General features: G+C 59.7%; 17 protein-coding genes. 9 read left to right on the forward strand and 8 right to left on the reverse strand.

All coding sequences use genetic code 11. The features are described 5' to 3' along the window. Window positions 1-275: 275 nt before the first annotated feature. The 4 genes from GPL81_RS09050 to GPL81_RS09065 all read right to left on the reverse strand — a co-directional run bounded on the left by GPL81_RS09050 (window position 276) and on the right by GPL81_RS09065 (window position 3,602). Window positions 276-1,934, reverse strand: a complete 1,659-nt coding sequence (locus GPL81_RS09050) for a cation acetate symporter (RefSeq protein ID WP_096509633.1) — start codon at window positions 1,932-1,934, stop codon at window positions 276-278. Further along, window positions 1,931-2,242 (reverse strand): DUF485 domain-containing protein, encoded by a 312-nt coding sequence (locus tag GPL81_RS09055; protein ID WP_110746318.1) that lies wholly within the window; start codon window positions 2,240-2,242, stop codon window positions 1,931-1,933. The genes GPL81_RS09050 and GPL81_RS09055 overlap by 4 nt, the downstream gene beginning before the upstream one ends. Window positions 2,243-2,482: 240 nt before the next feature. Then, window positions 2,483-3,334 carry a glycine betaine ABC transporter substrate-binding protein gene (locus GPL81_RS09060; RefSeq protein WP_160106457.1) on the reverse strand — a complete coding sequence of 284 codons (852 nt, stop codon included), beginning with the start codon at window positions 3,332-3,334 and terminating at the stop codon, window positions 2,483-2,485. A gap of 106 nt (window positions 3,335-3,440) precedes the next feature. Then, the gene (locus tag GPL81_RS09065) at window positions 3,441-3,602 is read right to left on the reverse strand and encodes a hypothetical protein (RefSeq protein ID WP_246218911.1); all 162 of its coding nucleotides are present in this window, start codon (window positions 3,600-3,602) and stop codon (window positions 3,441-3,443) included. Window positions 3,603-3,636: 34 nt separating this feature from the next. Between GPL81_RS09065 and GPL81_RS09070 the strand changes: the two genes are divergently transcribed. Continuing rightward, entirely contained in the window at window positions 3,637-5,232 is a 1,596-nt protein-coding gene (locus GPL81_RS09070) for a glycoside hydrolase family 17 protein (protein ID WP_160106459.1), read from the forward strand. A 123-nt stretch (window positions 5,233-5,355) separates the two neighbouring features. Here the strand turns inward: GPL81_RS09070 and GPL81_RS09075 are convergent, their stop codons facing one another. Beyond that, window positions 5,356-5,724 (reverse strand): hypothetical protein, encoded by a 369-nt coding sequence (locus GPL81_RS09075; protein WP_160106460.1) that lies wholly within the window; start codon window positions 5,722-5,724, stop codon window positions 5,356-5,358. Window positions 5,725-5,950: 226 nt separating this feature from the next. Between GPL81_RS09075 and GPL81_RS09080 the strand changes: the two genes are divergently transcribed. Both GPL81_RS09080 and GPL81_RS09085 read left to right on the forward strand, forming a co-directional pair. Further along, window positions 5,951-7,249 (forward strand): serine/threonine protein kinase, encoded by a 1,299-nt coding sequence (locus tag GPL81_RS09080; RefSeq protein WP_160106461.1) that lies wholly within the window; start codon window positions 5,951-5,953, stop codon window positions 7,247-7,249. Continuing rightward, on the forward strand, window positions 7,242-8,030 hold the full coding sequence (locus GPL81_RS09085) for an MlaA family lipoprotein (protein WP_160106462.1): 789 nt from the start codon (window positions 7,242-7,244) through the stop codon (window positions 8,028-8,030). The genes GPL81_RS09080 and GPL81_RS09085 overlap by 8 nt, the downstream gene beginning before the upstream one ends. A 140-nt stretch (window positions 8,031-8,170) precedes the next feature. Here GPL81_RS09085 and GPL81_RS09090 read toward each other — a convergent pair whose 3' ends face one another. Then, window positions 8,171-9,085 (reverse strand): DUF808 domain-containing protein, encoded by a 915-nt coding sequence (locus GPL81_RS09090; protein ID WP_160106463.1) that lies wholly within the window; start codon window positions 9,083-9,085, stop codon window positions 8,171-8,173. A gap of 134 nt (window positions 9,086-9,219) precedes the next feature. Here GPL81_RS09090 and GPL81_RS09095 point away from each other — a divergent pair, with 134 nt between their 5' ends. After that, window positions 9,220-9,828 carry a TetR/AcrR family transcriptional regulator gene (locus tag GPL81_RS09095; RefSeq protein WP_160106464.1) on the forward strand — a complete coding sequence of 203 codons (609 nt, stop codon included), beginning with the start codon at window positions 9,220-9,222 and terminating at the stop codon, window positions 9,826-9,828. Between the two features lie 98 nt (window positions 9,829-9,926). Here the strand turns inward: GPL81_RS09095 and GPL81_RS09100 are convergent, their stop codons facing one another. Then, entirely contained in the window at window positions 9,927-10,385 is a 459-nt protein-coding gene (locus tag GPL81_RS09100; RefSeq protein ID WP_160106465.1) for an REP-associated tyrosine transposase, read from the reverse strand. 206 nt (window positions 10,386-10,591) lie between these two features. Beyond that, window positions 10,592-11,032: a GlcG/HbpS family heme-binding protein gene (locus GPL81_RS09105; RefSeq protein WP_160106466.1), complete on the reverse strand. Its 441-nt coding sequence runs from the start codon at window positions 11,030-11,032 to the stop codon at window positions 10,592-10,594. 268 nt (window positions 11,033-11,300) lie between these two features. On the opposite strand from GPL81_RS09105, the gene gcl reads away from it, so the two are divergent. The 5 genes from gcl to pyk all read left to right on the forward strand — a co-directional run bounded on the left by gcl (window position 11,301) and on the right by pyk (window position 17,883). Next, window positions 11,301-13,076 carry a glyoxylate carboligase gene (gene gcl / locus GPL81_RS09110; protein WP_160106467.1) on the forward strand — a complete coding sequence of 592 codons (1,776 nt, stop codon included), beginning with the start codon at window positions 11,301-11,303 and terminating at the stop codon, window positions 13,074-13,076. Window positions 13,077-13,211: 135 nt separating this feature from the next. Further along, window positions 13,212-13,994, forward strand: a complete 783-nt coding sequence (gene hyi, locus GPL81_RS09115; protein WP_160106468.1) for a hydroxypyruvate isomerase — start codon at window positions 13,212-13,214, stop codon at window positions 13,992-13,994. 152 nt (window positions 13,995-14,146) lie between these two features. After that, window positions 14,147-15,040, forward strand: coding sequence for a 2-hydroxy-3-oxopropionate reductase (locus tag GPL81_RS09120; RefSeq protein ID WP_160106469.1), 894 nt, complete (start codon window positions 14,147-14,149; stop codon window positions 15,038-15,040). Between the two features lie 157 nt (window positions 15,041-15,197). After that, window positions 15,198-16,478, forward strand: a complete 1,281-nt coding sequence (locus tag GPL81_RS09125) for a glycerate kinase type-2 family protein (protein ID WP_160106470.1) — start codon at window positions 15,198-15,200, stop codon at window positions 16,476-16,478. Then, on the forward strand, window positions 16,468-17,883 hold the full coding sequence (gene pyk, locus GPL81_RS09130) for a pyruvate kinase (RefSeq protein WP_160106471.1): 1,416 nt from the start codon (window positions 16,468-16,470) through the stop codon (window positions 17,881-17,883). The genes GPL81_RS09125 and pyk overlap by 11 nt, the downstream gene beginning before the upstream one ends. Window positions 17,884-17,977 lie beyond the last annotated feature (94 nt).

Consider the following 17,977-nt stretch of genomic DNA (forward strand, 5'->3'; position numbering starts at 1 on the left):
CGCTGTAAGAGCGGAACCATAGGTGGCCGTTACCGCAGGAATGGATATGTACTCGGTCAGCAAAAGGCAAGTCGGCTGTCAGGCCGCCTTCGCGAGCAGGCTCGCTCCCACAATTGGATCGGATCTATCCGCAAAATACTGGCCAATCGTTATACCGCCATCGCGGGCAAGCCTTGCTCCCACAACGAATATCCGATAACCGCCCAATAAAAATGCCCCGATCTCTCGACCGGGGCATTCTTTTTAACGCAGCTTATATATAAATCGCTGAAGCCTTAGTGCGAAACCGCCCCACTCGCCCCCAGACCGGTCTGCGAGCGAACGAATTGCGGGAAGAACAGCGCCCGCTCATTGTCAGCCGCCGTCGACTTGTCGGTGATCGAGAAGAACCAGATCCCGATAAAGGCAATGATCATCGAGAACAGCGCCGGGTACTCATACGGGAAGATCGCCTTCTCGTGATGCAGGATCTGCACCCAGATGGTCGGGCCGAGCACCATCAGGCCCACGGCACTCACCAGGCCCATCCAGCCGCCGATCATCGCGCCGCGGGTGGTCAGCTTTTTCCAGTACATGGAAAGCAGCAGGACCGGGAAGTTGCAGCTCGCCGCGATGGAGAACGCCAAGCCCACCATGAACGCAATGTTCTGGCTTTCGAACAGGATGCCCAGCCCGATCGCCAGCACCGCCAGCGCGATCGTGGTGATCTTCGAAACGCGGATTTCATCCTTCTCGTTGGCCTTGCCCTTCTTGATCACGCTGGCATACAGGTCGTGGGACACCGCCGATGCGCCGGCCAGGGTCAAACCGGCAACCACTGCCAGAATGGTCGCGAACGCCACCGCCGAGATAAAGCCCAGGAAGATACTGCCACCGACCGCGTTGGCCAGGTGCACCGCCGCCATGTTGTTACCGCCCAGCAACGCGCCAGCAGCATCTTTAAAGGCCGGGTTGGTGCTGACCAGCAGGATCGCGCCGAAGCCGATGATGAAGGTCAGGATGTAGAAGTAGCCAATGAAGCCTGTTGCGTACAGCACGCTTTTACGAGCTTCTTTCGCGTCACTCACGGTGAAGAAGCGCATCAGGATATGTGGCAGGCCAGCGGTACCGAACATCAGTGCCAGACCGAGGGAGAACGCCGAGATCGGATCTTTCACCAGGCCGCCCGGGCTCATGATCGCTTCAGCCTTCGGGTGAACCTTGATGGCTTCGGAGAACAGCGTGTTGAAGTCGAAGTTGACGTGCTTCATCACCATCAGCGCCATGAAGGAGGCGCCGGACAGCAGCAGGACCGCCTTGATGATCTGCACCCAGGTGGTCGCCAGCATGCCGCCGAACAGCACGTACAGACACATCAGAATACCGACCAGGATCACCGCAACGTGGTAGTCGAGACCGAACAGCAGCTGGATCAGCTTGCCGGCACCCACCATTTGCGCAATCAGGTAGAACGCCACCACCACCAGCGAACCGCAAGCGGACAGCGAACGGATCTGGGTTTGCCCCAGGCGGTATGACGCCACGTCGGCAAAAGTGTATTTACCCAGGTTACGCAGGCGCTCGGCGATCAGGAACAGAATGATCGGCCAGCCCACCAGGAAGCCGATCGAATAGATCAGGCCATCGTAGCCGGAGGTGAACACCAGCGCGGAAATACCCAGGAAGGACGCCGCGGACATGTAGTCACCGGCAATCGCCAGGCCATTCTGGAACCCGGTGATCTTGCCACCCGCCGCATAGTAGTCGGCTGCCGACTTGTTGCGCTTGGAGGCCCAGTAGGTAATGCAAAGGGTTGCACCGACGAACACCACGAACATCAGGATCGCGGCAACGTTGAGCGGTTGTTTGTGTACTTCGCCGGTCAGGGCATCAGCGGCCCAGGCGCCAGGTGCAAAGGCTGCGATGCTCAAAAGAGCCATTAGACGCCGGATCATTGCTGAGCCTCCTTGAGAATCGCATTGTTCAGGTCGTCGAATTCGCCATTGGCGCGTCGTACGTAAATACCGGTCAGGACGAAGGCTGAAACAATCAGCCCGACACCGATCGGTATGCCCCAGGTAATCGAAGACTCGGGACTGATCTTCGCCCCCAGCACTTGCGGCCCGTAAGCAATAAGAAGGATGAATCCGGAGTAAAGCCCTAGCATGATCGCCGAAAGTATCCAGGCGAATCGTTCCCTCTTGCTAACCAGCTCCTTGAAGCGCGGGCTGTTTTGAATCGAGAGGTAAATGCTGTCGTTCATTGTTTTTATCCTCGCAGCACAGATTGAGTTGGAACGGTATCCACTCTATGCGGCTGCGGGGCAGGTTCCAGACGACCTTAGTCTTAGAACCACATGGCGTTTTCGCCAATTTCAAGCATGCACAAAACAACTGTAGGAGCGAGCCTGCTCGCGAAGGCTTTGTGTCAGCTGACATCTCTGTCAACTGGCAGGCCGCTTTCGCGAGCAGGCTCGCTCCTACAAGGTAAAGCGAGGTGGCTATTATTTAGTCCAGTCGGCTACACGCTCAGGGTGCTTGGCAACCCAATCCTTCGCCGCGGCGTCAGGCTTGGCGCCGTCCTGAATGGCCAGCATGACCTGACCGATTTCGTCCTTGGATTCCCACTGGAAGTTCTTCAGGAACTTGGCCACTTCCGGCGCCTTGGCCTCCAGGCCTTTGCTGCCGATGTTATTCACGGTTTCAGCCGCGCCGTACACGCCTTTCGGGTCTTCGAGGAAGCGCAGTTTCCACTTGGCGAACATCCAGTGCGGCACCCAACCGGTCACGGCGATGGATTCGTTTTTCTTCTCGGCACGGGTCAGCTCGGCGATCATGCCGGCGCCGGAACTGGCCTTGTTTTGATACCCGGTCAAGTCATAGTCCTTGATGGCCTGATCGGTCTTGATCATCACACCCGAACCGGCGTCGATGCCGACGATGCGTTTCTTGAAGCTGTCGTCGGTTTTCAGGTCTTCGATGGTCTTGGCTTTAACGTACTCCGGCACGATCAGGCCGATTTTCGCGTCCTTGAAGTTCGGGCCGTAATCGACGACCTGGTCCTTGTTCTTCGTCCAGTATTCGCCGTGGGTCACCGGCAGCCAGGCCGACAGCATGGCGTCGAGTTTACCGGTGGCCACGCCTTGCCACATGATCCCGGTAGCGACCGCTTGCAGCTTCACGTCGTAACCGAGTTTCTGTCTGATCACTTCTGCGGCCACGTTGGTCGTGGCGACGCTGTCCGACCAGCCGTCGACATAACCGATCGTCACTTCCTTGCCGGCGGCACTGGCCACGGTAGAACTGATCGCCAGCACCAAAGCGGCACCTGCGCCCAAGAGTCGTCGCATCTTCATCGTTACTTCCCCGAAAGTGCTGCGCTCGACGGATGCCGAGTCGCTTAAACGTATTGTTATGGTGCACAGCGCCCCCATCACGCCTCACCGCAAACTCTTTCGATCATCAGCGCGATTTATCAACGAGGGTACTGACGCCTTCGATAATCAACCTGACGCTCATCGCGACCTGCTCTGCCAGCGACCTCAAGGCATCGAGAAACGACATCAGAACGCCATTAAACTGTTGTTCAACAACGGTGCTGGCCGATCCGCCCGAACTTTGCATGTCAAAATCATGCAGGCCCCCAAGCGCGGGGCAAATGCAGGTAACATGCGCCGCTTTGCTCCCAGACGGCCTGACCATGCCCGCGACATCCCGCTTTCCTTTTTCGGCTTATCTTTTCGCCTGCCTGCTGGGGCTGTTTGCCCTTGGCGGCTTCTGGTATGGCATTGGCAAACCGGTGATCCTGCCGGACGCGGCCAGCGCGACGCACAAGCTGCAATGCGCCTCCTACACCCCATTCGACAAGGACCAGTCACCCTTCGATGTGCCGTTCAACTTGCGCCCCGAGCGCATGGACGCCGACCTCGCACTGCTGGCCAAAAGCTTCGAATGCATCCGCACCTACTCCATGTCCGGCCTCGGAGCACTGCCCGACCTGGCACGCAAGCACGGGTTGAAGCTCATGATCGGCGCCTGGGTCAACAGCAATCCGGTAGACACCGAGAAAGAAGTCGACCTGCTGATCGCCTCGGCCAACGCCAACGCGGACGTGGTGAGCGCGGTGATCGTCGGCAACGAAACCCTGCTGCGCAAGGAAGTCACCGGCGCCCAGTTGGCCAGGCTGATCAACAAGGTCAAAAGCCAGGTCAAACAGCCCGTCACTTATGCCGACGTCTGGGAGTTCTGGCTCAAGCACCCGGAAATCGCGCCGGCTGTGGATTTCCTGACCATTCACTTGTTGCCGTACTGGGAAGATGACCCGTCGAACATCGACGCGGCCCTGCAACATGTGGCCGAAGTACGCCAAGTGTTCGGCAACAAATTCGCGCCCAAGGACGTGATGATTGGCGAAACCGGCTGGCCGAGTGAAGGCCGCCAGCGCGAAACCGCCCTGCCTAGCCGGGTCAACGAAGCCAAATTCATTCGTGGTTTTGTCACCATGGCCGAGCAGCACGGTTGGCACTACAACCTGATCGAAGCGTTCGACCAACCGTGGAAACGCGCCAATGAAGGTGCTGTCGGGGGTTACTGGGGATTGTTCGATGCAGATCGCCAGGACAAGGGCGTGCTGGCCGGCCCCGTGTCCAACGTACCTTATTGGTCGCAGTGGCTGATGGTGGGCGGTTTGATCTTCCTCGGCACGCTGATCCTCGGCGGTCGTGTGCGCAACACCCGCGCAGCGCTGGTTCTGCCGTTGCTGGGGGCACTGGCGGCTTGCTCGATCGGCGCCTGGGGTGATCTGGCACGGGTTACAACCCGCTTTACCAGCGAATGGTTGTGGGTCGCTTTGTTGACGGCGCTGAACCTGTTGGTACTGGCTCATGCCGCACTGACACTGAGCCCTCGAAACGGATGGCGTGGACGAGCCTTCAATGCCCTCGAACGTCGGTCAGGCTGGTTATTGGCGGTGGCAGGGTTTGCCGCGGCGGTGACGATGCTGGAGTTGGTGTTCGACCCGCGCTATCGCAGTTTTCCAAGCGTGGCCTTCATCGTACCGGCGCTGGTCTACCTGTGCCGCCCGGTGAGCGTGCCACGCCGGGAAATCGCCCTGCTGACCTTCATCATCGGCGCGGGCATTGCGCCGCAGTTGTTTCGTGAAGGTTTGGAGAACCAGCAGGCCTGGGGCTGGGCGCTGGTGAGTGTATTGATGGTGGCTGCGTTGTGGCGCAGTTTGCGAGTTCGCAAGGCGTAATTTTCAGCGAGCCTGCTGGCCTCTTCGCGGGCAAGCCTTGCTCCCACAGGATTTAAGTCGCACACACTTTGTGCGATCGACACAATTCCTGTGGGAGCAAGGCTTGCCCGCGAAGGCGAACTATCAGGCGCTACGGGATGCCCTGACCAACCGCAACCCCGCAATCACCACCGCAAACACCGCCAGCGTCGTGTTGTACAACGCCAGTGCCGGAAACCCGAGCACCAGCGCCAGCACCGCCAGCCCCCACCCTGCCCGTCCTGGCAGCACAAAGCCGATCACCGCCGTTGCCAACGCAGCCCAGCCCAAAACCGCAAAGTGAATCAACAGGCCCAGGTTCGAACGGACCTGGCATTCCCAGCGGTTCGCCTCATCCACGCAGATGCCCACCCACTGCGCATCTTCCATGAACCCATAACGCGCGCCATAACTGGCGGCCAGCCATAACGGCAGCAAAACAAGCAGCAGAATCACCGGCAGACGACGGGACATGAAGCACTCCAATTAAGCGAAAACGGCGGCCAGCTTAATCGCCCGGCCACCTTAAGCAAGCGCTAACAACAGTTAACTGGCCATCCAAACGCTGCAAAGTGTATCGTCCAGCTACTATTACTTTCGAGTTCAGGCCAGTTTGGTGCCGATGCGTGGCACTTTGGCGCAAATCCAGTGGTCATAGCCTGCGAACTTCATTCGGCACCATCCTCTAAGGGATCCAGTCATGCTCCGTTCCTTGCGCTTTGCCGCCCTGTTTGGCGGCCTTATCTTGAGTGCGTCCGCGCTGGCGCGGGATATCGACGCCGCCAGTTATGGCTATCCGCTGACCAACCCGTTCGAGGCAACCATCGCCACGACGCCGCCGGATTTGCGCCCGGAACTGCCGCTGGACGATGACATCAATCAATCGGATCGCAGCGTCACGTTGCGGCCTGAGCGTCAATTCGACTTGCCCGACAACTTCTGGCCGGTGAAAAAACTCACCTATCGCATCGCCTCCCAGGATAAAGCCGCACCGCTGATCTTCCTGATCGCCGGCACCGGTGCGCGCTATGACAGTAACCTGAACGAATACCTGAAAAAGCTTTACTACAAGGCCGGCTATCACGTGGTGCAGTTGTCATCGCCCACCAGCTTTGACTTCATGAGCGCCGCTTCGCGCTTTGCCACCCCCGGCATCACCAAGGACGACGCCGAAGACATGTACCGGGTGATGCAGGCGGTGCGGGCGCAAAATCCGAAACTGCCGGTCACCGATTACTACCTGACGGGCTACAGCCTCGGTGCACTGGATGCGGCATTTGTGGCGCACCTGGACGAAACCCGCCGCAGCTTCAATTTCAAGAAAGTGCTGCTGCTCAATCCTCCGGTCAATCTCTACACCTCGATCACCAACCTGGACAAGCTTGTACAAACGGAAGTCAAGGGCATCACCAATACGACCACTTTCTATGAGCTGGTGCTGAACAAACTGACCCGCTACTTCCAGCAGAAAGGCTACATCGACCTCAACGATGCGCTGCTCTACGATTTCCAGCAGTCCAAGCAGCACCTGACCAACGAACAGATGGCCATGCTCATCGGCACCTCGTTCCGTTTCTCCGCCGCCGACATCGCCTTCACTTCGGACCTGATCAACCGCCGCGGCCTCATCACTCCACCGAAAACGCCTATCACCGAAGGCACCAGCCTCACGCCCTACCTCAAGCGTGCGTTGCAGTGCGACTTCGACTGCTACATCACCGAACAGGTGATCCCGATGTGGCGCGCCCGCACCGACGGCGGCAGCCTGCTGCAACTGATCGACCAGGTGAGTTTGTATGCACTGAAGGACTACCTGCACGACAGCCCGAAAATCGCCGTCATGCACAACGCCGACGATGTGATCCTCGGCCCCGGGGACCTCGGTTTCCTGCGCAGGACCTTTGGCGATCGCCTGACCGTTTACCCGCTGGGCGGCCACTGCGGCAACCTTAACTACCGCGTCAACAGCGACGCCATGCTGGAGTTCTTCCGTGGCTAAATACCTCCTGCTTATCGCCGCGTTACTCTGCGCAACCGCCGCCAATGCCGACAACAGCAAAGCCAACGCTCCCGTGGTCATCGACGGTGACGGCTTCAAGGAGCCACTGAGCAAACTCAAGTTCAACCCGGGGCTGGATCAGCGCGAGTTCGAACGCTCGACCCTCAGCGCACTGAACGTCTACGACCCGCTGGAACAGTGGAACCGCCGCGTTTACCACTTCAATTACCGCTTCGACCAATGGGTGTTTTTGCCAGTGGTCAATGGCTACCGTTACGTCACCCCGAGCTTCTTGCGCACGGGTGTCAGCAACTTTTTCAACAACCTGGGCGACGTGCCGAACCTGTTGAACAGCCTGCTGCAATTCAAGGGCCAGCGCTCGATGGAAATTACCGGGCGCCTGTTGCTCAACACCACCATCGGCATCGCCGGCCTGTGGGATCCGGCCACCGCCATGGGCCTGCCGCGCCAGAAGGAAGACTTCGGACAGACCCTGGGTTTCTATGGTGTTCCAGGGGGTGCCTACTTCGTGTTGCCGATCCTCGGCCCGTCGAACCTGCGTGACACGGGCGGTCTGATCGTCGATTTCAGTGCCGAGTCGGCCATCAACTTCCTCAACGTTGCCAATGTCAGCGAAAACCATCCGGAAATCTGGATTCTGCGCGGCGTCGACAAGCGCTACCAGACCAGCTTCCGCTATGGCCAACTGAACTCGCCGTTCGAGTACGAGAAGGTGCGCTACGTCTACACCGAGTCGCGCAAGTTGCAGATTGCCGAGTAATTCCGGCGACCACAAAACACTGTAGGAGTGAGCCTGCTCGCGATTGCGGTGTATCAGTCAACATCAAAGTTATCTGACACACCGCAATCGCGAGCAGGCTCACTCCTACAATTGTTACGCGTTTCTGCAGGACTCTGATCTTAGCCCTTAATAGCTTTCCAGACTTTGCCGACCGCCATCACCCCCACCAGCACCACCGCACCCGCCACAATCCCCGCCACCGCATTCAACAAAGTCGGCACGATAAACCCGGCACCACCCGCCCCTGCGCTGACACTTTCGATCCAGTGATGCACCACCGGCACACCGTGGGTCAGGATCCCGCCACCCACCAGGAACATCGCCGCCGTGCCGATCACCGACAGGCTTTTCATCAGATACGGTGCCGCACGCAAAATCCCGCCACCGATGCTCCTGGCCATCTGCCCGGGCTTCTGAGTCAGCCATAGCCCCAGATCATCGAGCTTGACGATGCCTGCCACCAACCCGTAAACGCCGACGGTCATGACGACGGCGATGCCCGACAGCACGACGACTTGCTGGGTCAGCGCAGCATCAGCCACGACGCCAAGGGTGATGGCGATGATTTCCGCCGAGAGAATGAAGTCAGTGCGGATCGCGCCCTTGATCTTGTCCTTTTCAAAAGCCACCAGATCCACCGCCGGGTCCGCCACCGCCTCGACGAGTTCGGCATGCTCGGCTTGATCCTCGGCCTTGCTGTGCAGAAACTTGTGGGCGAGTTTCTCGAATCCTTCGAAGCACAAATAAGCGCCTCCGACCATCAACAATGGCGTAACCAACCACGGAATGAATGCGCTGATGGCCAACGCCGACGGCACCAGGATCAGCTTGTTGATGAACGAGCCCTTGGCAACCGCCCAGACCACCGGAATTTCCCGCTCGGCACGCACGCCGCTGACCTGCTGGGCATTGAGCGCCAGATCGTCGCCCAGCACGCCGGCGGTCTTCTTGGCGGCCATTTTGGTCATCAACGCCACATCGTCCAGCACAGCGGCAATGTCGTCGATCAGCACCAGCAAACTGCTTCCTGCCATGAATCGGGTTCCCTTCTTGAATGAATGGCGTGCAGCATAGCGCGGCCGGGCGCGGCACGGAGCATTCTTGAGCGCCGCCGGAGGCCGGTGCTACCATGCGCAACCGCCAGTACAGGCAAGGAACCACCTGGTTTATGAGCACAATCCGCGAGCGCAACAAACAACTGATCCTGCGTGCCGCCAGTGAAGAATTTGCCGACAAGGGCTTCGCTGCAACCAAAACCAGCGACATCGCCGCCAAGGCGGGATTGCCCAAGCCCAACGTCTACTACTACTTCAAATCCAAGGAAAACCTCTACCGCGAGGTCCTGGAAAGCATCATCGAGCCAATCCTGCAGGCCTCGACGCCGTTCAACCCCGACGGCGTACCCAGCGAAGTCCTGAGTGGCTACATCCGCTCGAAAATCCGTATTTCCCGTGACCTGCCGTTTGCCTCCAAGGTGTTTGCCAGCGAAATCATGCATGGCGCCCCGCACCTGAGCGCCGACCTGGTCGAACAGCTGAATGGCCAGGCCAGGCACAACATCGATTGCATTCAGACCTGGATCGACCGCGGCCAGATCGCCCCCATCGACCCCAACCACCTGATGTTCAGCATCTGGGCCGCCACCCAGACCTACGCCGACTTCGATTGGCAAATCACCGCCATCACCGGCAAGGCCAAGCTGGATGAAGTGGACTATGAAGCGGCGGCGCAGACGATCATCCGGCTGGTACTCAAGGGGTGTGAGCCGGATCGGTAGACCGCAGTGTGCCCATCGCGAGCAGGCTCACTCCTACAGGGAAATGCATTCCAATGTAGAAGTGAGCCTGCTCGCGATCAAGGCGACACGGTTTCAACTCAAACCCAAATGGCATCCCACAGCGGATAGTCGCCAATCTTCTCCACCAAGCCTGCCCTCAATGGATTGGCCACGACATACCGAGCCAACTTCACCAAATCCTCCTCCCGCCGCAGTGCCCGATCATGAAAACCTCTTTGCCAGAGGCTGGTATTTCGACCGGTAATCCGCCGCACCGCTTTGGTACTCATAGATTTGGTCCTTTGCATCAGCTCACTCAAAGATCCCTGCTGCAACTCAATCAACCAATGAAAATGGTCCGGCATGACCACCCAGGCCAGTGAGTTCGCAAGGCCAAGCTTCTGTGCATTTCGAAATTCATCGACGACCAACCTGCCCAAGGCGAAGTCCTTGAAAAACGGTGTCCTGTGAAATGTGTTGGTGGTCAGCAGATAAATTCGACTGGCTTCGGCATAGCGCCCGACTCGCAATCGGTGTGCAGCAGGTAAATCCGGCATTCCTTAGCCCCCCAGATCAGGTCATGAGAAGGCTAGTTCTGTGGATTCAAGTTGATTGGATAAACTTTTGGCTGGATGTGTCTGGTAGATAGATATCGCGAGCAGGCTCACTCCTACAGGGTTTCAGCTGTTCAGACATTTTGTGTCTGACACCGATCCTGTAGGAGTGAGCCTGCTCGCGATAGCGGTTAATCAGTCACTGAAGATCAAGCAGCTACCCCCGCATCCGCCCTCAACCCCAACGCCTCGATCGCATTGATCGCGCACTGCTCGTCAACATCCGACAGATCCCCGCTGATCCCCACCGCCCCTAGCACGTTCCCGCCCTGATCGCGAATCAGCACACCACCCGGTGCCGGCACGACACTGCCCTGCCCCAGGCTGTTCAAAGCGGCGATGAACGCCGGGCGTTGTTGTGCGTCCAGCGCCAGCAGGCGCGAGCCTTTGCCCAGCGCGATGGCGCCCCAGGCCTTGCCGATGGCGACCTGCGGGCGCAGCAGGCTGGCGCCGTCTTCACGTTGCAGGGTAATCAGATGCCCACCGGCATCCAGTACTGCGATGGTCAGGGGCGCCGCGGAAATCGCGCGCCCTGCGGTGATGGCCTCGTTGACCAGGTTGACTGCGAATTTCAAGGTTAAAGCGCTCATGGTGCCGTCCTCATTTTGTTTTTTGGAAAGCCGGTGGACTGCTTCTTTGCGCCGCAGTCCGATGCAACAAATAGAACACAATGAATTATTTTTTTGTATACAATAATTATCGAAAAGCGCCACATGCGACGAAAAGCCACAGTAGATCGGGCTTCCGACGAATGAAACAACCGCTTGAGAAAATGGATTGACCTGCGCCGTCCGCCGTGAATACACTCTGCGCAAAGCCACTTGTATACAATTACAAAACGTAAAGAGGCACAAAACCATGAGCAAAATGAGAGCAATCGAAGCCGCCGTTCTGGTGATGCGCCGTGAAGGGGTTGATACCGCTTTTGGCATCCCGGGTGCTGCCATCAACCCGCTGTACTCCGCCCTGCAAAAGGTCGGCGGCATTGATCACGTCCTCGCTCGCCATGTTGAAGGCGCGTCGCACATGGCCGAGGGCTACACCCGCACCAAAGCCGGCAATATCGGCGTGTGCATCGGCACCTCCGGTCCGGCCGGTACCGACATGGTCACCGGGCTGTACAGCGCCTCGGCCGACTCGATCCCGATCCTTTGCATCACTGGCCAGGCGCCCCGCGCCCGCATGCACAAGGAAGACTTCCAGGCCGTCGACATCACCAGCATCGTCAAGCCGGTGACCAAATGGGCGACCACTGTTCTGGAACCGGGCCAGGTGCCTTACGCGTTCCAGAAAGCGTTCTATGAAATGCGCTCCGGCCGTCCAGGCCCGGTGCTGATCGACCTGCCGTTCGACGTGCAGATGGCCGAAATCGAATTCGACATCGACGCTTATCAGCCGCTGCCACTGGCCAAGCCGAGCGCAACCCGCATTCAAGTTGAAAAAGCGTTGGCCCTGCTCGATCAGGCCGAGCGTCCATTGCTGGTGGCCGGTGGCGGCATCATCAATGCCGATGCCAGCGACCTGCTGGTGGAATTCGCCGAACTGACTGGCATTCCAGTGATTCCGACCCTGATGGGCTGGGGCACCATTCCTGACGATCACCCGCTGATGGTCGGCATGGTCGGCTTGCAGACTTCGCACCGCTACGGCAACGCGACCCTGCTCAAGTCCGACGTGGTGCTGGGTATCGGTAACCGTTGGGCCAACCGTCACACCGGTTCGGTCGACGTCTACACCGAAGGCCGCAAGTTCATTCACGTCGACATCGAAGGCACTCAAATCGGCCGCGTGTTCACCCCGGACCTGGGCATCGTTTCCGACGCCGCTGCCGCGCTGACCGTGTTCATCGAAGTCGCTCGTGAATGGCAAGCCGCCGGTAAACTGAAAAACCGTAGCGCCTGGCTGCAAGACTGCCAGCAGCGCAAGGCCAGCCTGCAGCGCAAGACCCACTTCGACAACGTGCCGGTCAAGCCGCAGCGGGTTTACGAAGAGATGAACCAGGTGTTCGGCAAGGACACTTGCTACGTCAGCACCATCGGTCTGTCGCAGATTGCCGGCGCGCAGTTCCTGCACGTCTACAAGCCGCGTCACTGGATCAACTGCGGTCAGGCCGGCCCGTTGGGCTGGACCATTCCGGCGGCGCTGGGCGTGGTCAAGGCTGACCCGACCCGCAAGGTTGTCGCACTGTCGGGCGACTATGACTTCCAGTTCATGATCGAAGAGTTGGCGGTGGGCGCGCAGTTCAAGCTGCCGTACATCCATGTGGTGGTGAACAACTCGTACCTGGGGCTGATCCGTCAGGCACAGCGCGGTTTCGAGATGGACTACTGCGTACAGTTGTCCTTCGATAACCTGAACGCTCCGGAACTCAACGGTTACGGCGTCGATCACGTCGCGGTTGCCGAAGGTCTGGGCTGCAAGGCACTGCGGGTTTTCGAACCGGCGGACATCGCCCCAGCCCTGCGCAAGGCCGAACAGATGATCGAGGAGTTCAAGGTTCCGGTGATCGTCGAGATTATCCTGGAGCGCGTGACCAACATTTCCATGGGCACAGAGATCAACGCCGTCAACGAATTCGAAGACCTGGCGCTGGTCGGCAACGACGCACCGACGGCGATTTCGTTGCTCGATTAACTTATCACTCCCCCTGTAGGAGGCGGCTTGCTGGCGATGGCGGTGAATCAATCAACATTGATGTAACTGACAGTTCGCTATCGCCAGCAAGCCGGCTCCTACAGAGGGCAGCTGACTCAAATTTGGGAGACCACCATGCCGCGTTTCGCAGCCAACCTGTCCATGCTGTTCACCGAACAGGACTTTCTTGCCCGTTTCGAAGCGGCCGCCAAGGCCGGCTTCAGTGGTGTCGAATACCTGTTTCCCTACGATTTCAGCTCCGCCGAAATCAAAGCCAAGCTCGACGCCAACGGCCTGACCCAAGTGCTGTTCAACCTGCCGGCCGGTGATTGGGGCAAGGGTGAGCGCGGTATCGCCTGCCTGCCGGACCGGGTCGAAGAATTTCGTGCCGGTGTCGATCTGGCGATCGCTTACGCGCAAGTACTGGGCAACACCCAGGTCAACTGCCTGGCCGGCATCCGCCCGCAAGGCGTCGACGATGCCACCGTGGAAAAAACCTTCGTTGCCAACCTCAAGTACGCGGCCGACAAGCTGCAGGCGGCAGGCATCAAACTGGTGATGGAAGCGATCAACACTCGCGACATCCCCGGCTTCTACCTGAACAACACCGCGCAAGCCCTGTCGATTCGCGAGCAGGTCGGCAGCGCCAACCTGTATCTGCAATACGACATTTATCACATGCAAATCATGGAGGGCGACCTGGCCCGCACCATGGCCGCGCACCTGGGCGAGATCAACCACATCCAGTTGGCCGACAACCCTGGGCGCAATGAACCTGGCACCGGTGAAATCAACTACCGCTTCCTGTTCGAACACCTGGACCGCATCGGTTATCAGGGCTGGGTCGGTTGCGAATACAAGCCGCTGACCACCACCGAAGTAGGCTTGGGCTGGCTCAAAACCCATAACGCGATCTGACACAGAACCCTGTAGGAGCGAGCCTGCTCGCGATGAGGCCCGCACATTCAACATTGATGTTGTCTGGGCCACCGCTATCGCGAGCAGGCTCACTCCTACAAAAAGCTATGCACCTATTTGCTTGAGCAAGACAAAAACAAGAGGATTTTCTCATGGCTAAAATCGGATTTATCGGCACCGGCATCATGGGCCACCCAATGGCGGCGAACCTGCAGAAAGCCGGTCACAGCCTGTTCCTGTCCGCGCACCACGACGCTGCGCCTGCCGACCTGGTCGCCGCTGGCGCCGTCGCCCTGGCGAACCCGAAAGAAGTCGCGCAAGAAGCCGAATTCATCATCGTCATGGTGCCGGATACCCCGCAGGTCGATGACGTGCTGTTCCGCGCCGATGGCGTTGCCGCCGGCGTCAGCAAAGGCAAGGTCGTGATCGACATGAGCTCGATCTCGCCCACCGCCACCAAGGCCTTCGCCGCAAAAATCAACGAAAAAGGTGCGCAGTACCTTGACGCGCCAGTGTCCGGTGGTGAAGTCGGTGCCAAGGCCGCAACCCTGAGCATCATGGTCGGCGGTGATGCCGATGCCTTCGAACGCGCCCTGCCGCTGTTCCAGGCCATGGGCAAGAACATCACCCTGGTCGGTGGCAATGGCGACGGTCAGACCGCGAAAGTGGCGAACCAGATCATCGTTGCGCTGAACATCCAGGCCGTGGCCGAAGCCCTGCTGTTCGCTTCGAAGAACGGTGCCGATCCTGCCAAGGTGCGTGAAGCGCTGATGGGCGGTTTCGCTTCCTCGAAGATCCTCGAAGTACACGGCGAGCGCATGATCAAGGGCACCTTCGATCCGGGCTTCCGCATCAGCTTGCACCAGAAGGACCTGAACCTGGCCCTGCAAGGCGCCAAGGAGTTGAACATCAACCTGCCGAACACCGCCAACGCCCAGCAAGTGTTCAGCACCTGCGCGGCCATCGGTGGCAGCAACTGGGACCACTCGGCGCTGATCAAGGGCCTGGAGCATATGGCGAACTTCTCGATTCGCGATAAGAAGTAAGTCCCTGCCCTCGCCCCTGTAGGAGCAAGGCTTGCCCGCGATTGCATCGCCTCGGTGCAGCAGAAACACCGCAGCGTCTGCATCGCGGGCAAGCCTTGCCCCCACAGGGGCTATGCAAGCCTCGACATCCCAATAACAAGAATTCCGGGAGCCCGCCATGTCGGTCGATCCGCAACAATTCCTGCGCGAGCTGTTCGCCACAGCCATCGACGCGGCCCATCCGCAGCAAGTCCTCGAAGCCCATCTGCCTGCCGATCGCAGCGGTCGGGTGATCGTTATCGGTGCCGGTAAAGCCGCGGCCGCCATGGCCCAGGTGGTCGAGCGCTGCTGGCAGGGTGAAGTGTCCGGTCTGGTGGTCACGCGCTACGGTCACGGCGCCCCCTGTGAAAAGATCGAAGTGGTCGAAGCCGCGCATCCAGTCCCCGATGCAGCCGGTCAAGCCGTCGCCAAACGGGTGTTCGAACTGGTCAGCAACCTCAGCGAAACCGACCGCGTGATCTTTCTGCTGTCCGGTGGCGGCTCGGCGCTGCTCGCCCTTCCGGCCGCCGGCATCACCCTGGCCGACAAGCAGTCGATCAACAAAGCCCTGCTCAAATCCGGTGCCACCATCGGCGAGATGAACTGCGTGCGCAAGCACCTCTCGGCGATCAAGGGCGGGCGCCTGGGCAAGGCCTGCTGGCCTGCCACCGTGTACACCTACGCGATTTCCGATGTACCGGGTGACCTCGCCACGGTCATCGCCTCCGGCCCCACCGTGGCCGACCCGAGTACGTCGGCGGAAGCCTTGGCGATTCTCAAGCGCTACAACATCGACGTACCCGCCTCCGTGCGCACCTGGTTGCAAAACCCGGAATCGGAAACCGTCAAACCCGGTGACCCGAGCCTGGCTCGCAGTCACTTCCAGTTGATCGCACGTCCACAGCAATCCCTTGAAGCAGCGGCCGTGAAATGCCGTCAGGCCGGATTCAGCCCGCTGATTCTCGGCGACCTGGAAGGCGAGTCCCGCGAGGTGGCGAAAGTCCACGCCGGCATCACCCGTCAGGTGGTGCAGCACGGTCAGCCGTTGGCGGCGCCTTGCGTAATTCTCTCCGGCGGTGAAACCACGGTCACCGTGCGCGGCAATGGCCGGGGCGGACGCAATGCCGAGTTCCTGCTGAGCCTGACCGACAGCCTCAAGGGCCTGCCCGGCGTCTATGCGCTGGCCGGCGACACTGATGGTATCGACGGCTCCGAAGACAACGCCGGCGCCATCATGACCCCGGACAGCTACGCCCGCGCCACCGCCCTTGGCTTGAGCGCCAGCGACGAGCTGGACAACAACAATGGCTACGGCTATTTCGAGGCGCTGGACGCACTGATCGTCACCGAGCCGACCCGCACCAACGTCAATGACTTCCGCGCCATCCTGATTCTCGAGAGCCCTAAACATGACGCCTGATAAAAAGGTCAAAATCCTCGCCACCCTGGGTCCGGCTATCAACGGTATCGACGACATCCGTGAGCTGGTGCAGGCCGGGGTCAATATCTTTCGCCTGAACTTCAGCCACGGCGATCACGCCGATCACGCCCAGCGCTATCAGTGGATCCGTGAAGTCGAGCGCCAGTTGAATTATCCGCTGGGCATTCTGATGGACCTGCAAGGTCCGAAGCTGCGGGTTGGCAGGTTTGCCGAGGGCAAGGTGCAACTGGTCCGCGGCCAGGCCCTGCGCCTGGACCTGGATGTCACGCCGGGCGATGAACGCCGGGTCAACCTGCCGCACCCGGAGATCATCGCCGCGCTGGAGCCGGGCATGGACCTGCTGCTGGACGACGGCAAGCTGCGACTGAGGGTGGTCACCAAATACGCCGACGCCATCGACACCACGGTACTCAACGGTGGCGAGTTGTCGGACCGTAAAGGGGTTAACGTGCCGCAAGCCGTGCTCGACCTGAGCCCGCTGACCGCCAAGGATCGCCGCGACCTGAACTTCGGTCTGGAACTCGGTGTGGACTGGGTGGCGCTGTCGTTCGTGCAGCGTCCGGACGACATCCGCGAGGCCCGTGCGCTAATCGGCGACAAGGCTTTTCTGATGGCCAAGATCGAGAAGCCCTCGGCCGTTGAACAACTGCGGGAAATCGCCGAATTGAGCGACGCGATCATGGTCGCCCGCGGCGATCTGGGCGTGGAAGTGCCGGCCGAAAGCGTGCCGCAGATTCAGAAGAACATCATCAGCACCTGCCGCCAGCTCGGCAAACCGGTGGTGGTGGCAACGCAGATGTTGGAGTCAATGCGCTTCTCTCCGGCGCCCACCCGCGCCGAAGTCACCGATGTGGCCAACGCCGTGGCCGAAGGGGCGGACGCAGTGATGCTGTCGGCGGAAACCGCATCCGGTGAATACCCGCTCGAAGCCGTGCAGATGATGAGCAAGATCATCCGCCAGGTGGAAAACGGCCCGGACTATCAGGCCCAGCTCGACGTCAGCCGGCCGAAAGCCGAAGCCACGGTATCCGATGCGATCAGTTGCGCGATCCGCCGTATCAGCAACGTGCTGCCGGTGGCGGTGCTGGTGAACTACAGCGAATCCGGCACCTCGAGTTTGCGGGCGGCGCGGGAACGGCCGACGGTGCCGATCCTCAACCTGACGCCCAATCTGCAAACCGCGCGTCGCTTGACCGTGGCCTGGGGCGTGCACTCGGTGGTCAACGATCGACTGCGTCAGGTGGATGAAGTGTGCTCGACAGCGCTGGAAATTGCCCAGGCTCAGGGCATGGCGCAGCGTGGCGACACATTATTGATCACCGCGGGTGTGCCGTTTGGGCAGCCGGGGTCGACTAACTCTTTGCGTATCGAGACGTTGATCTAGAGCGCCCATACCGGCCTCTTCGCGAGCAGGCTCGCTCCCACAGTTGATTTGTGTACACCACAAATTCAATGACTGAACAAAGATTCATTGTGGG

It is taken from the genome of Pseudomonas izuensis, from assembly GCF_009861505.1.
In the GTDB taxonomy this organism is placed as follows: domain Bacteria; phylum Pseudomonadota; class Gammaproteobacteria; order Pseudomonadales; family Pseudomonadaceae; genus Aquipseudomonas; species Aquipseudomonas izuensis.